The 12,468-nt window shown below is 67.8% G+C and carries 14 protein-coding genes; 9 read left to right on the top strand and 5 right to left on the bottom strand.

The genetic code is table 11. The annotated features are described in order from the left end of the window. Nucleotides 1–90 precede the first annotated feature (90 nt). Together IC40_RS0119135 and IC40_RS0119130 are read left to right on the top strand one after the other, a co-directional pair. On the top strand, nucleotides 91–1,101 hold the full coding sequence (locus tag IC40_RS0119135; RefSeq protein WP_030136299.1) for a DUF2189 domain-containing protein: 1,011 nt from the start codon (nucleotides 91–93) through the stop codon (nucleotides 1,099–1,101). A gap of 81 nt (nucleotides 1,102–1,182) precedes the next feature. Next, entirely contained in the window at nucleotides 1,183–2,355 is a 1,173-nt protein-coding gene (locus IC40_RS0119130; protein WP_030136298.1) for a cystathionine gamma-synthase, read from the top strand. Between the two features lie 74 nt (nucleotides 2,356–2,429). On the opposite strand, the gene IC40_RS0119125 is transcribed toward IC40_RS0119130, so the two are convergent. From IC40_RS0119125 to IC40_RS0119115, 3 genes are all read right to left on the bottom strand, one after another. Next, nucleotides 2,430–3,083: a GOLPH3/VPS74 family protein gene (locus tag IC40_RS0119125; protein ID WP_030136297.1), complete on the bottom strand. Its 654-nt coding sequence runs from the start codon at nucleotides 3,081–3,083 to the stop codon at nucleotides 2,430–2,432. 23 nt (nucleotides 3,084–3,106) lie between these two features. Then, nucleotides 3,107–3,601 carry a transcription elongation factor GreA gene (greA, locus tag IC40_RS0119120; protein WP_030136296.1) on the bottom strand — a complete coding sequence of 165 codons (495 nt, stop codon included), beginning with the start codon at nucleotides 3,599–3,601 and terminating at the stop codon, nucleotides 3,107–3,109. A gap of 203 nt (nucleotides 3,602–3,804) precedes the next feature. Further along, nucleotides 3,805–4,230 (bottom strand): DUF4307 domain-containing protein, encoded by a 426-nt coding sequence (locus tag IC40_RS0119115; RefSeq protein ID WP_030136295.1) that lies wholly within the window; start codon nucleotides 4,228–4,230, stop codon nucleotides 3,805–3,807. Nucleotides 4,231–4,326: 96 nt separating this feature from the next. On the opposite strand from IC40_RS0119115, the gene mca reads away from it, so the two are divergent. Genes mca through IC40_RS0119095 form a run of 4 tightly spaced genes read left to right on the top strand, consistent with a single transcriptional unit; the run spans nucleotide 4,327 to nucleotide 7,802 of the window. Then, nucleotides 4,327–5,193 carry a mycothiol conjugate amidase Mca gene (gene mca / locus IC40_RS0119110; RefSeq protein WP_030136294.1) on the top strand — a complete coding sequence of 289 codons (867 nt, stop codon included), beginning with the start codon at nucleotides 4,327–4,329 and terminating at the stop codon, nucleotides 5,191–5,193. After that, on the top strand, nucleotides 5,190–5,450 hold the full coding sequence (locus tag IC40_RS0119105; RefSeq protein ID WP_019511372.1) for a hypothetical protein: 261 nt from the start codon (nucleotides 5,190–5,192) through the stop codon (nucleotides 5,448–5,450). The genes mca and IC40_RS0119105 overlap by 4 nt, the downstream gene beginning before the upstream one ends. Beyond that, nucleotides 5,434–7,422 carry a thioredoxin domain-containing protein gene (locus IC40_RS0119100; RefSeq protein WP_030136293.1) on the top strand — a complete coding sequence of 663 codons (1,989 nt, stop codon included), beginning with the start codon at nucleotides 5,434–5,436 and terminating at the stop codon, nucleotides 7,420–7,422. Before IC40_RS0119105 ends, IC40_RS0119100 begins: the two co-directional genes overlap by 17 nt. Nucleotides 7,423–7,433: 11 nt before the next feature. After that, the gene (locus IC40_RS0119095) at nucleotides 7,434–7,802 is read left to right on the top strand and encodes a nuclear transport factor 2 family protein (protein WP_019511370.1); all 369 of its coding nucleotides are present in this window, start codon (nucleotides 7,434–7,436) and stop codon (nucleotides 7,800–7,802) included. A 57-nt stretch (nucleotides 7,803–7,859) separates the two neighbouring features. Here IC40_RS0119095 and trhA read toward each other — a convergent pair whose 3' ends face one another. Continuing rightward, a complete protein-coding gene (gene trhA, locus IC40_RS0119090) occupies nucleotides 7,860–8,597 on the bottom strand; it encodes a PAQR family membrane homeostasis protein TrhA (RefSeq protein ID WP_030136292.1) in 738 nt (245 codons plus the stop codon). A 56-nt stretch (nucleotides 8,598–8,653) separates the two neighbouring features. Here trhA and IC40_RS0119085 point away from each other — a divergent pair, with 56 nt between their 5' ends. The 3 genes from IC40_RS0119085 to IC40_RS0119075 all read left to right on the top strand — a co-directional run bounded on the left by IC40_RS0119085 (nucleotide 8,654) and on the right by IC40_RS0119075 (nucleotide 11,458). After that, nucleotides 8,654–9,460, top strand: a complete 807-nt coding sequence (locus tag IC40_RS0119085; protein ID WP_036461789.1) for a (2Z,6E)-farnesyl diphosphate synthase — start codon at nucleotides 8,654–8,656, stop codon at nucleotides 9,458–9,460. A 5-nt stretch (nucleotides 9,461–9,465) separates the two neighbouring features. Continuing rightward, on the top strand, nucleotides 9,466–10,818 hold the full coding sequence (locus IC40_RS0119080; RefSeq protein WP_030136290.1) for a hypothetical protein: 1,353 nt from the start codon (nucleotides 9,466–9,468) through the stop codon (nucleotides 10,816–10,818). A 235-nt stretch (nucleotides 10,819–11,053) separates the two neighbouring features. Continuing rightward, on the top strand, nucleotides 11,054–11,458 hold the full coding sequence (locus tag IC40_RS0119075) for a hypothetical protein (protein ID WP_030136289.1): 405 nt from the start codon (nucleotides 11,054–11,056) through the stop codon (nucleotides 11,456–11,458). A gap of 65 nt (nucleotides 11,459–11,523) precedes the next feature. On the opposite strand, the gene coaA is transcribed toward IC40_RS0119075, so the two are convergent. Continuing rightward, nucleotides 11,524–12,456: a type I pantothenate kinase gene (gene coaA, locus IC40_RS0119070; protein WP_030136288.1), complete on the bottom strand. Its 933-nt coding sequence runs from the start codon at nucleotides 12,454–12,456 to the stop codon at nucleotides 11,524–11,526. Nucleotides 12,457–12,468 lie beyond the last annotated feature (12 nt).

Raw genomic sequence — 12,468 nt, 5'->3', positions numbered from 1 at the left:
AGCGCCGCGAGACCACCGGCGTGACATAGGCTCACCTCACGCGCCGACGGCGCGGCGTTTGTCGGTACTCAATTCTCACGAGAAGGTGAAATGACACAACCGCCTCCTCCGCCGGGCAGCACCCCGCCCGGTGGATTCCCGCCACCCGAGAACGTCCCGCCGGGCGGCTATCAGCCGCCCTCGCAGGGTGGTTACCAGCCGCCCCCGCCGCAGGGTGACTATCCGCCCCCGCCCGGGAACTTCCCGCCGCCGCCACAGGGCGGCTACCCGCCACCCCCGCAGGGTGGCTATCCGCCTCCGCCGCAGGGTGGTTACCCGCCGCCCCCGCCCCCGCAGGGTGGCTTCGCGCCGCCGCCTCCGGGATACCCGCAGCCGGGCTACCCGGGTGGTGCCGCGCCCTACAGCGTCGGCGACGCGTTCTCCTGGGCGTGGAACAAGTTCAGCAAGAATGCCGGCGCGCTGATCATCCCGACCCTGGTCTACGCGCTGGTGGTGGGCATCTTCGGCGGCATCGTCTTCGGCATCGCCGCTGCGGTGGCACCGAGCGGGGTCACGACCTACGACTCGTATGACAGCGGCTTCAGCTACGAGTACAGCTCAAGCCTCGGCGGGGCCAGCATCTTCGTGCTGGTGATCGGCCTCATCCTGCTGCTGGTACTGCTGGCGGCGATCTCATCGGCCTACTTCGGTGGTGTCCTGGACATCGCCAACGGGGTGCCGGTGACGGCGGGTTCGTTCTTCAAGCCACGCCTCATCGGCCCGGTGATCATCGCGACCCTGCTGGTCGGTATCGCGGTCAGTATCGGCAGCGTGCTCTGCTACATCCCCGGTCTGATCGTGTCGATCTTCGCCTTCTTCGTGACTCCGGCGCTGATCGATCGCAACCTGTCGGCCATCGATGCGATCAAGCTGAGCATCGACGTCACCAAGAACAATTTCGTTCAGGTGCTGCTGAGTTGGCTGCTGTACTCGGTGATCCTCGCCGTCGGATCGTTCCTGTGCTACGTCGGTCTGCTGGTCGCCGCGCCGCTGGCGATCCTGTTCCAGGTGTACGCCTACCGTCGCCTCACCGGTGGACAGGTTGCACCGCTGACACCGTAATCGGGCATAGCGCAACAGAACGGGGTGGACCGAACCGGTCCACCCCGTTTCTGTTGTCCGGGCACCACTACCCTGGACGGCATGGGTGAACAGCGCAGTGCTCACGACGCACACCGGTGGCAGGGTCTGGCGACCAGGGCGATCCACGCGGGGTTCCGGCCCGATCCGGCCACCGGCGCGGTCAACGCCCCGATCTATGCCAGTTCGACCTTCGCCCAGGATGGTGTCGGTGGATTGCGCGGTGGCTTCGAGTACGCGCGCACCGGCAACCCGACCCGCGCCGCCCTGGAGGCCTCGCTGGCCGCGGTCGAGGAGGCCGATTTCGGCCGGGCTTTCGCCTCGGGGATGGCGGCCACCGACTGCGCCTTGCGTGCGGTGCTGCGTCCCGGCGATCACGTCGTCATCCCCGACGACGCCTACGGTGGCACCTTCCGGTTGATCGACAAGGTGTTCACGCAGTGGGGGATTCGCTACACCCCGGTCGCGTTGGCCGATCTCGATGCCGTGGCCGCCGCGGTGACGCCGGAGACCAAGCTGATCTGGGTCGAGACGCCGACCAACCCATTGCTCTCGATAGCCGATATCGCGGGCATCGCCGAGATTTCCCGCAAGAACGGCGCGAAACTGTTGGTGGACAACACCTTCGCTTCTCCGGCGCTACAGCAGCCATTGACCCTCGGCGCGGATATCGTGCTGCACTCCACGACGAAGTACATCGGTGGGCATTCCGATGTGGTCGGCGGCGCGTTGCTGACCAACGACGAGGAGCTCGACACGGCGTTCGCGTTCCTGCAGAACGGCGCGGGCGCGGTGCCCGGTCCCTTCGACGCGTACCTGACCATGCGTGGCCTGAAGACCCTGGTGCTGCGCATGCAGCGGCACAGCGAGAATGCGGCCAAGGTGGCCGAGTTCCTTGCCGAGCATCCGGCCATCGACTCGGTGCTCTACCCGGGTCTGCCGAGCCACCCCAACCATGAGGTCGCGGCCAAGCAGATGTCCGGTTTCGGAGGGATGATCTCGGTCCGGCTGCGCGGTGGCGTGGCCGCGGCGCGCGATTTCTGCGCCCGCACCGAAATTTTCATTCTCGCTGAGTCTTTGGGCGGTGTGGAATCGCTGATCGAGCATCCCGGTGCGATGACGCACGCCTCGACCGCCGGCTCCCAGCTGGAGGTGCCCGAGGATCTGGTGCGCCTGTCGGTCGGTATCGAGGAGATCGCCGACCTGCTCGGCGATATCGAGCAGGCGCTGCGGTAGTCCGGTCCTCCGGCGAGCAGACGCAGATACCCCTGGATCGCCCGATGTCTGGGGGTAGGAGCGTCTGCTCGCGGTCAGGACTGCAGCACCGGCCGCAGCGCTGCGGCGGTCACCGCGACGTTGATCTCCGGCAGCGCCGAGGGTGATTCGTCGAGCCAGCTGCCCAGGGCGATCTCCCCGGCCCGGGCGTGCACCCAGCGCCACCCGCGATCGTTGAGGCTCAGCACGGCGCCGAGACCATCCGCGGCATGTAGCAGCGTGATCGCCGCGGCCGTCGGCGTCGACGGCGGTCTGCGGTCGAACAAGGCCGCCAGCAATGCCTCTCGAGCCGGCCCGACCCGCGCCCGAGTCCGCAGCGGATAGCTGAATTCCTTGGGCCCCAACGGGACCCGCTGAATCTGTCCGGCCCGTTCCAGCTGGTCGAGCAGCTGTTGTTCGGCATCGCGGCTCAACTTGGACACTGCCGCGCCCACCTTCAGTGGTCGCCGCGTCAGCAGCGTCCACGCCGGGCCGGTCACCGGGTCCAACGGGGCATCACCGGCCAATGCGAGCAGGCGACCGGCGGGGACGGAATCCCCGTCGGCCGACGGTCGGACCCGGCAGACGCGGGCCAGGTCCAACAACACCGCAGCTGCAAGAACGCGTTGCCTACGGCGTCGTTCGATGCCCGGGCGCGCTGCGGCATTGTCGAGGAGAAGCAGCAGCAGATCCTCGGCGATCTGGGCCATCTGGAGCCGATCGTCCCGACGGGTCAGGCGTGGTAGGGCTCCGCGCTGATCAGGGTGACCTTGACGGTGTTGCCGCTGGGCACGGTGTAGGTGCGGCTCTCGCCGACCTTGGCGTCGATCAGTGCGTTGCCCAGCGGGGAGTTCGGGGAGTAGACCTCGAGCTTGCCGTCGCTGACGCCCTCCTGGCGGGTGGCGATCAGGAACGTCTCGGTGTCCTTCTCGTCATCGTCGTAGTAGACCTTGACCACCGAACCGGGCAGTGCGACGCCGGACTGCTTGGGGGCCTCGCCGACCTTGGCATTGTTGAGCAGTTCCTGCAGCTGGCGGATGCGCGCTTCCTGCTGGCCCTGCTCTTCACGGGCGGCGTGGTAGCCACCGTTCTCGCGCAGGTCACCCTCTTCGCGACGGTCGTTGATCTCGGCGGCGATGACCGGCCGGTTGGCGATCAGCTGATCCAGCTCCGCCTTCAACCGGTCGTAGGCCTCTTCGGTCAGCCAGGTGACCTGGGTATCGGTCATGTCCTCGCGCTCCTGTCGTTGGTCATTTCCCCCGCGACGCATCGCGTGAAAAGGTCGTGTATCGCCGCTGTTGCAGGCGCTTATCGCGCGCAAATGCAGCAATACACGGCTCCAGTGCGGAACCGTGTATGGGTCGAGCTTACCACCGCCGCGTTGCCGGGTTTTCACGTTTGTGCAGCCCGGCGTCGGTTGTGCCCCGCGGATCAGGGAGCTACCAGATACCCCGGAACGTCGATCCCACACCCGTAGATATCGCCCACCACCGGCGGCTTCGTCGACTTGACCTCGGCATCGATCACCACCGAATCCGCGGTCGAGGGCGGCACCAGGATCTCGCGACGGCCGGTTTCGGCGCCGTCGATGGAGCGTGCGCGCACGATGCAGACCGCAGGGACCGACGGATCCGCCCGCGTGACGGTGATGGTCACGGCGACGGTCTGGTCGTCGATCAGCCGATACCCGCTGAGTTCCCCCTTGGCGTCGGCGGTGCCGAAGCGCTGGAAGGCGATGATCGCGATGCCCACCCCCACCGCCACGATCAGCAGGAACAGGCCGATCACCAGCCCGCGCCTGCCGTTGCGGGACAGCTTCTGGCGCCCGTAGCGGGCGGCGGGACGCTCGATGGTCAAGGTTTTGGGTGCCCGTCGGTCGGTGGCTTCTCTTAGACCTGGAACTATAGGGGGCGTGGGCATAAGCGAGAGGGACGCCTTCGTTGAAGAGACACGATGACTGAATTGCGCTTGATGGCGGTGCACGCCCACCCCGACGATGAGTCCAGCAAGGGTGCGGCGACGACCGCACGCTACGCCGATGAGGGCGCCAGAGTGATGGTGGTGACCCTGACCGGCGGTGAGCGGGGTGACATCCTCAACCCGGCGATGGACATCCCCGAGGTACACGGCCGCATCCACGAGGTACGTCGCGACGAGATGGCGCGTGCCGCGCAGATCCTCGGCGTCGAGCACCACTGGCTGGGCTTCGTCGACTCGGGGCTGCCGGAAGGGGACCCGCTGCCGCCGCTGCCGGAGGGCTGCTTCGCCCTGGTGCCGCTGGAGGAGCCGGTCGAGCGGCTGGTCAGGGTGATCCGCGAGTTCCGGCCCCACGTGCTGACCACCTATGACGAGAACGGCGGTTACCCGCACCCGGACCACATCCGTTGCCACGAGGTGTCCGTGGCGGCCTACGAGGCGGCCGCCGACCACGTCCGGTATCCCGACGCCGGAGAGCCTTGGGCGGTGTCCAAGCTGTACTACAACCACGGTTTCCTGCGGCAGCGCATGCAGGTGCTGCAGGACGAGTTCTCCAAGCACGGCCAGGAAGGCCCCTTCGGCAAGTGGCTGGAGAGCTGGGACGCCGAGGAGGACAGCATCGAGAAGCGGGTGACCACCCGTATCGAATGCGCCAAATACTTCGCCCAGCGTGACGATGCGTTGCTGGCCCATGCCACGCAGATCGACCCCAAGAGCTTCTTCTTCACCACGCCCATGGAGTGGCAGCAACGGCTCTGGCCCACCGAGGAGTTCGAGCTCGCGCGGTCCAGGGTTCCGGTGCAGCTGCCCGAAACCGATCTGTTCGCCGGAATCGAGCCATGACTGACCTGATTTTGATCGCCGCCACCCTGCTCGCCGAAGACGGCGGGCCCCGCCAGACCGGACCCGATTTCGGCAAGGCCAGTCCCGTCGGCCTGCTGGTGCTGATCGTGCTGCTGGTGGGCACCTTCGCGCTGGTGTTCTCGATGAACCGGCACCTCAAGCGGTTGCCGGAGTCCTTCGACCCCGATCATCCGGAGCCGGACCAGGCCGTCGACGAGGGCACGACGAACGAGTTCAAGGGTGACGCCAAGGATTAACGCCCTGGGCGAGGCGACCAGCCCGTACTTGCGTCAGCACGCCGACAACCCGGTGCACTGGCAGCAGTGGACCCCGGCTGCGCTGGCCGAGGCCGTCGAGCGCGACGTGCCGATCCTGCTGTCGATCGGCTACGCGGCCTGCCACTGGTGCCACGTGATGGCGCACGAATCCTTCGCCGATCCAGAGGTGGCGGCGGCGCTCAACGACGACTTCGTCTGCATCAAGGTCGATCGCGAGGAGCGTCCCGACCTCGACGCTGTCTACATGAACGCGACCGTCGCGCTGACCGGTCAGGGCGGCTGGCCGATGACATGCTTTCTCACCCCGGACGGCCGGCCGTTCTTCTGCGGCACCTACTACCCGAAAGACGGCTTCCTGCAGCTTATCTCGGCGGTCCGGGAAACCTGGCGGCAGCGCCGCGACGAGGTGGAGCGGGCGTCCGACGAGATCGCCGGCGAGCTCCGCGCGATCAGCGTCGGATTACCGGGCTCCGGCACGCCGCCCGACGCGCGGTTGTGCGATGACGCGGTCGCCGCGGTGCTGCGCGAGGAGGACGTCGAGCGCGGCGGCTTCGGGCAGGCGCCGAAATTCCCGCCGTCGATGACGCTGGAGGCGCTGCTGCGACATCACGAACGGACCGGGTCGGCCGATGCGCTGGCCGCGGTGCGGCGCAGTGGCGAGGCGATGGCCCGCGGCGGCATCTACGACCAGCTGGCCGGCGGGTTCGCGCGCTACAGCGTCGATGCCGCCTGGGTGGTCCCGCATTTCGAGAAGATGCTCTACGACAACGCATTGCTGTTGCGCTTCTACGCGCATTGGGCCCGTCGCGACGCGGATGCGTTGGCGCGCAGGGTCACCGATGAGACCGCGAGGTTCATCATCGACGGTCTCGGCGCGGACGGTGTGTTCGCCTCGTCCCTGGACGCCGATGCCGACGGGGTGGAGGGCCTGACCTACGCCTGGACGCCTACCGAGTTCGACGAGGTGCTCGGAGCCGATGCCGACTGGGCTGCAGCGCTTTTCGGGGTCACCGAGGTGGGCACGTTCGAGCGGGGGAGTTCGGTGCTGCAGCTGCGGGCCGATCCCGACGACTGGGCCCGTCATGCGCGGGTGCGCGCGGCATTGTTGGCGGCACGGTCGCGTCGGCCGCAACCCGCGCGTGATGACAAGGCGGTGACGGCATGGAACGGGCTGGCGATCACGGCGCTCGTCGAGGCCTCGGTGGCGCTCGGTCGCCGCGAATACCTCGATGCGGCCATCACGTGTGCGCGCGAACTGTTGCGGTTGCATCTGGTCGACGGTCGGCTGCGGCGGGCCAGTCTCGGCGGTGTGGTCGGTGACAGTGCGGCGATCCTGGAGGATTACGCGGCGCTGGCGTCCGCGTTGTGCGCCGTGTACCAGCAGACCGGTGAACAGTCCTGGCTCACCGCGGCCACCGGCCTGATCGACACCGCGCTGGACCATTTCGCCGATCCGCAACGGCCAGGGCATTGGTTCGACACCGCCGACGACGCGGAGGCGTTGGTGCTGCGCCCGGCCGACCCGCTCGACGGTGCGACCCCAGCGGGTGCGTCCGCGATGGCCGAGGCACTCCAGATCGTCGCGCACCTCAGCGACGATCCGCGCTACCGCACGGCCGCCGAGGCCACGCTGGCCGCCGGGGCCACGGTATTGAACAAGGCGCCGCGCTCGGGTGGGCATTGGCTGGCGGTGGCCGAGGCCGCCGTGCGCGGGCCGATCCAGATCGCGGTGGCCTGTGACCCCACCGACTCGCATCTGCTGGCCGCCGCCCGGATGCTGGCGCCGGGCGGGGCGGTGGTCGTCGGCGGCGAGCCGGACTCCGGTGAACTGTTGCGCGGCCGGGACCGGGTGGGTGGTTGCGATGCGGCCTATGTCTGTCGCGGCCGGGTGTGCGACCTGCCGGTCCGCACAGTGGAAGATCTGGATACCGCGCTGCGGCGTGCCGTGTAGCGTGGCCGGTCATGAGCTTCGAGCCTGATGCCTTGCAGGGTTTCGTCCAGCGCTATCTGGACACGGTCTCCGGCGGCAGCGCCGACGATGTCGCCGCGCTCTATGCCGAGGACGCCACGCTGGAGGATCCGGTGGGCGGCGGCGAGGTGCACATCGGACGGCAGGCCATCGCCGGCTTCTACAAGAACGTGCAGGGCGCCGAGATCTCGACCGAGTTGCTGTCGTTCCGCGCCGGTGGGACCGAGGCCGCGTTCGTCTTCGCCATCACCGTCGGCGGGGCGATGCGCATCGAACCCATCGAGGTCATGACCTTCAACGGCGAGGGCTTGATCACCTCGATGAAGGCCTACTGGGGTCCGGCGAACATCACCCAGCTCTGACGTGATTTGTGGAGTGTCACCCGGAAAGAGCGCGGGTGAGACTCCACAAATCGCATATCAGAAGACCGCGAACCACATCGCGATGTAGTGGCACACCGCCGCGACCGCGGTGCAGGCGTGGAAGAACTCGTGATGGCCGAACGTCGCAGGCCACGGGTTGGGCCATTTGAGTGCGTACAGCACGCCGCCGACCGAATAGAACGCGCCGCCGACGATCAGCAGCACCACCGCGGCCACCCCGGCCCCGTCCATGATCGGCCCGATGAACCACGCGGCCACCCAGCCCAGCAGGATGTAGAGCGGCACCCCGAGCCACCGCGGCGCCGACGGCCAGAACATCTTCAGCAGCACACCGGCGATGGCCCCGCCCCAGACGATCCAGAACAGCACCATGCCCTTCTGCGAGGGCAGCGCCAGCAGTGCGAACGGGGTATAGCTGCCGGCGATGAACACGAAGATCATCGAATGGTCGAGGCGCTTCATCCAGGTGCGCGCCTTGACCGACTGCCAGGTCACCCGGTGATAGGTGCCGCTGACGGCGAACATCGCCACGATGGTGAACGTGTAGATCAACGTCGCCACCCCGGCGCGGGTGGACTCCGCCGACCACGACACCGCCACCAGTGCGGCGCCGGCGATGAACGCCACGACCGCCGAGTAAACGTGAATCCAGCCTCGGGCGCGCGGGCGGCCGAGGATCTGCGCGACACCTTCGGCGAGTGCCTCGGGCAGATCCTCCGCGGGACGCACCGCCGCCGACCGGTAGGGCCGACTGGAATCGATGGGCGTGGACATTTCACCTCCCCTGAGTGGCTTAGAACTGCGCCACGATCACAGTAGTCTGGATCGCTGTGGAGATCATTCCGCCGCGACTCAAGGAGCCGGCCTACCGGCTGTATGAAATGCGGTTGCGCCGCGAACTGGCGCAGTCCCGGTCCGAACTCCCACGTCACATCGCGGTGTTGTGTGACGGAAATCGCCGTTGGGCGCGCGATGCGGGCTTCGACGATGTCAGTTACGGATACCGCATGGGCGCGGCCAAGATCGCCGAGATGCTGCGCTGGTGCCAGGCCGCCGGTATCGAGCTGACGACGGTCTATCTGCTGTCCACCGAGAACCTGCAACGCGATCCCGACGAGCTGGCGGCGTTGATCGAGATCATCACCGATATCGTCGAACAGATCTGTGCTCCCGAAAACCGTTGGAGCGTACGCACGGTCGGTGATCTGGAGCTGATCGGCGAGGAACCCGCCCGCCGGTTGCGCGAGGCGACGGAACGGACGCTGGGCAGCACCGGTGCGGCCGTTCCCGGCGTGCTGCAGGTCAACGTCGCCGTCGGCTATGGCGGTCGGCAGGAGATCGTCGACGCGGTCCGCGGACTGCTCGGTAAGGAACTGGCCAACGGCGCCACCGCCGAGCAGCTGATCGAATCGGTCACCGTCGACGCGATCTCGGAGAACCTCTACACCTCGGGCCAGCCCGATCCGGACCTGGTCATCAGAACCTCCGGTGAGCAACGTCTCTCCGGATTCCTGTTGTGGCAGAGCGCCTACTCGGAGATGTGGTTCACCGAGGCGCACTGGCCGGCGTTCCGGCGCGTCGACTTCCTGCGTGCATTGCGCGACTACACCAATCGGCACCGCAGGCACGGGTTGTAGCAGCGATGTCGGGGCTGTCGGCGGTCGTCTTCGCACTCAGCTGGTGGCTCGGGTTGTATCTGCTGGCGCGTGACCCCCGCAAGCCGGTGCTGGTGTTGGCCGCGGCCGGGTTGGCCAGTTTCGCCGCCGTCGTTGCTCTCGACGCGGTGCGCACCGTGACCGGTTCGGAGCTGCTGAGCCGCATCGAGGTGTTCCTGGTGGTAGCGCCCGGCATCTTCTGGTTCGCGGTGCTCGTCGAGCTGTCCAGGCCGATCGACACCTGGCGCAGCCGGGTCGGCGAGATCGCGTGTGTCTGCGGTGTTGCCGTCATCGCCCTCGGCGGCGCGGCGCTGGCCGGCAGTGTCGACGGACCGCTGCGCGCCGGCCACTGGTTGATGTTCGCGGCGGTCTCGCTGCCGTCGCTGGCGGCGATGGTCACCACCATGCTGCGGCCCGCCCAGCCAGTCCCGGTGGTGCGGTTCGTTCTGGTCGCGACGTTGTTCTTCGCCCTCGGCAACGCCATCCTGGTCATCCCGCTGGGACTGCTACCCAGCGGTCTTGCGCTGGCCTCCACCGGGTTCGACGTGGCCCTGCTCGGCGTCGCCGTCGCGCTGTGGGACGCGTTCGACGAGGGACAGGCGCTCAAGGCCGATATGGCGCGCTCATTCGTCGGAACGGCCGCGGTGGCGACGATCTTCGGCGGGCAGGCCGTGATAGGCATAGCTGTCGCGGGGGAGTCGGCCCAGCCTGCGCTGACCGTGCTGCTGTTCACCAGCCTGGCGCTGGCCATCGCGATCAACGTACTCGCCGATCCGCTGGCCGGGGTGCTGGACCGCCTGACCTTCTCCCCGGCACTGCGGGCCGACCGGGCGACCCTGCGCGGCACCGAGGCGGCGCTGCCGCTGCGGTCGGACAACCCGCTCGACGAGCTCGACGATGACACCTTCGCCCGGCTGACCCGCCGCGCGCTGGGCCACTACGGCGATCTGTCCAAACTGGTGGCCAGTCCGCTGTGCGCGCTCCCGGCGATCGACGCCAGGCTGGCCGCCCGCGGCGCACCGGATCAACCGCTGGAGCGGGCGAACGAACTGCGGGCGCTTTTGGCCGACCGGATCGCCGCGCTCAAACCGCGCGATGGCGGGGATTTCGGCACCGGGGAGCAGTGGCGGCACTACAACTCGCTGTACTTCCCGTATGTCGTCGGCGTGCGGGCCTATGCCCAGAACGCCACCGCCGCCGGTCTCGACCCCGTCGCACGACAGGCGTGGCAGTGGTTGGTGACGGAGGTCCCGCAGCGCTCACTGCACAACTGGCAGAACGCCGCGGCCCGGATGATCGCTGCGGATCTGCGCGGCGCCCAGCCGGTTTCGGCCGCCTGATTCCGGCTTGCCCTGGCCCACGGAATCGGCGCTGACCTGGCGTTGGCAGTAATTGGCAGCGTTCGGCGTCGAACTGGCAGCGGTCGCCGAGCAGTCTTCGACGTGGCAGAAGCATCTTCGGCCAACCGGTGCGGGGACGTCACGCACACACCGGGAGCGCGTGCCGGCGTGTCGAGGCTTGCGGGGCGCTCCCGCACCGGTCTCCCTTCATCAACGACTGCTGGAAGGAACCACCATGTCCGCCATCACCGCTTCGGCCACATCCGCCCGATCCGATGCGTTCCTCAGACTCGTCATGCGCGTCGACGCGATCATCGTCGGGCTCGCGGGAGTGGGCCTGCTGGCCGCGACCGGCTGGTTCGCCGACCTGAGCGGATTGCCCCACGCGGTGGAACTCGGGGTCGGCATCTTCTCGGTCAGCTACGGTGCCGTCGTGCTGGTGCTGGCCGCCCTGCAGCGCGTTCGGCCGGGCGGTATCGCCACCGTCGTGGCCAATGCGATCTGCACCGTCCTCGCGGTCGGCGTGGTGGTCGCCGGGGTGTTCCCGCTCACCGGTCTAGGCATCGCGCTGGTCCTCGGTGTCGGGCTGTACACCCTGGCTATGGCCGAGCTTCAGTGGGTCGGGGTGCGACGCACCTGAGACCGCGCAACTTCGGCGCGCTGACGTTCGCTCACCGAACGTCAGCGCGCCGAAATCGACGGCGTCTACAGCTTGCGCAGGCGCAACCGGTTGATCGAGTGGTCGGAATCCTTGCGTAGCACCAGGGTCGCGCGGGGCCGGGTCGGCAGGATGTTGTCGATCAGGTTCGGTCGGTTGATCGAATGCCAGATGTCACGGGCGGCGAACACCGCCTGCTCATCGGTCAGCGTGGCGTAATGGTGAAAGTGCGATGCCGGGTTGGAGAACGCGCCGGCCCGCATCGACAGGAATCGGGAGATGTACCACTTCTCGATGTCTTCGATGCGGGCGTCGACGTACAGCGAGAAGTCGAACAGGTCCGACACCATCAACGCAGGCCCGGTCTGCAGGACGTTGAGTCCCTCCAGGATGAGGATGTCGGGCTGGCGGATGCGCTGCTTGTCGCCGGGGACGATGTCGTAGATCAGGTGCGAGTACACCGGTGCGCAGGCCAGATCGGCACCCGACTTGACCGCGGTGACGAACCGCATCAACGCCCGCCGGTCGTAGCTCTCTGGAAACCCCTTGCGGTGCATGAGATTTCGACGCGTCAGCTCGGCGTTGGGGTAGAGGAACCCGTCGGTGGTGACCAGGTCGACGCGCGGGTGGTGCTCCCACCGGGCCAGCAGCGCCTGCAACACCCGCGCGGTGGTCGACTTGCCGACCGCCACGCTGCCGGCCACCCCGATGACGAAGGGCACCGGCCGGTGCGGGTTCTGCTCGCCGAGGAACTCGGCGGTGGCGGCGAACAACCGTTGGTGGGCGGCCACCTGGAGATGGATCAACCTGGCCAGCGGCAGGTAGACGTCCTCGACCTCGGCCAGGTCGATCTGCTCACCGAGACCGCGCAGGCCGACCAGTTCGGCTTCGGTCAACGCCAGGGGGGTCGACATGCGCAACGAACGCCACTGGGTTCGATTGAACTCCACATACGGGCTCGGCTCGCTGGGCCGCGACATCCGTCAAGTCTT

The organism is Mycolicibacterium neoaurum ATCC 25795, assembly GCF_000691525.1.
Classification (GTDB): domain Bacteria; phylum Actinomycetota; class Actinomycetes; order Mycobacteriales; family Mycobacteriaceae; genus Mycobacterium; species Mycobacterium neoaurum.
This window is presented reverse-complemented; position numbering and strand designations above follow the sequence as displayed.

Excerpts from the sequence above, each read along its gene's own strand:
- IC40_RS0119135 (WP_030136299.1), top strand. The coding sequence starts at position 91 with ATGACACAACCGCCTCCTCCGCCGGGCAGCACCCCGCCCGGTGGATTC.
- IC40_RS0119130 (WP_030136298.1), top strand. The coding sequence starts at position 1,183 with ATGGGTGAACAGCGCAGTGCTCACGACGCACACCGGTGGCAGGGTCTG.
- IC40_RS0119125 (WP_030136297.1), bottom strand. The coding sequence starts at position 3,083 with ATGGCCCAGATCGCCGAGGATCTGCTGCTGCTTCTCCTCGACAATGCC.
- greA (WP_030136296.1), bottom strand. The coding sequence starts at position 3,601 with ATGACCGATACCCAGGTCACCTGGCTGACCGAAGAGGCCTACGACCGG.
- mca (WP_030136294.1), top strand. The coding sequence starts at position 4,327 with ATGACTGAATTGCGCTTGATGGCGGTGCACGCCCACCCCGACGATGAG.
- IC40_RS0119105 (WP_019511372.1), top strand. The coding sequence starts at position 5,190 with ATGACTGACCTGATTTTGATCGCCGCCACCCTGCTCGCCGAAGACGGC.
- IC40_RS0119095 (WP_019511370.1), top strand. The coding sequence starts at position 7,434 with ATGAGCTTCGAGCCTGATGCCTTGCAGGGTTTCGTCCAGCGCTATCTG.
- trhA (WP_030136292.1), bottom strand. The coding sequence starts at position 8,597 with ATGTCCACGCCCATCGATTCCAGTCGGCCCTACCGGTCGGCGGCGGTG.
- IC40_RS0119080 (WP_030136290.1), top strand. The coding sequence starts at position 9,466 with ATGTCGGGGCTGTCGGCGGTCGTCTTCGCACTCAGCTGGTGGCTCGGG.
- IC40_RS0119075 (WP_030136289.1), top strand. The coding sequence starts at position 11,054 with ATGTCCGCCATCACCGCTTCGGCCACATCCGCCCGATCCGATGCGTTC.
- coaA (WP_030136288.1), bottom strand. The coding sequence starts at position 12,456 with ATGTCGCGGCCCAGCGAGCCGAGCCCGTATGTGGAGTTCAATCGAACC.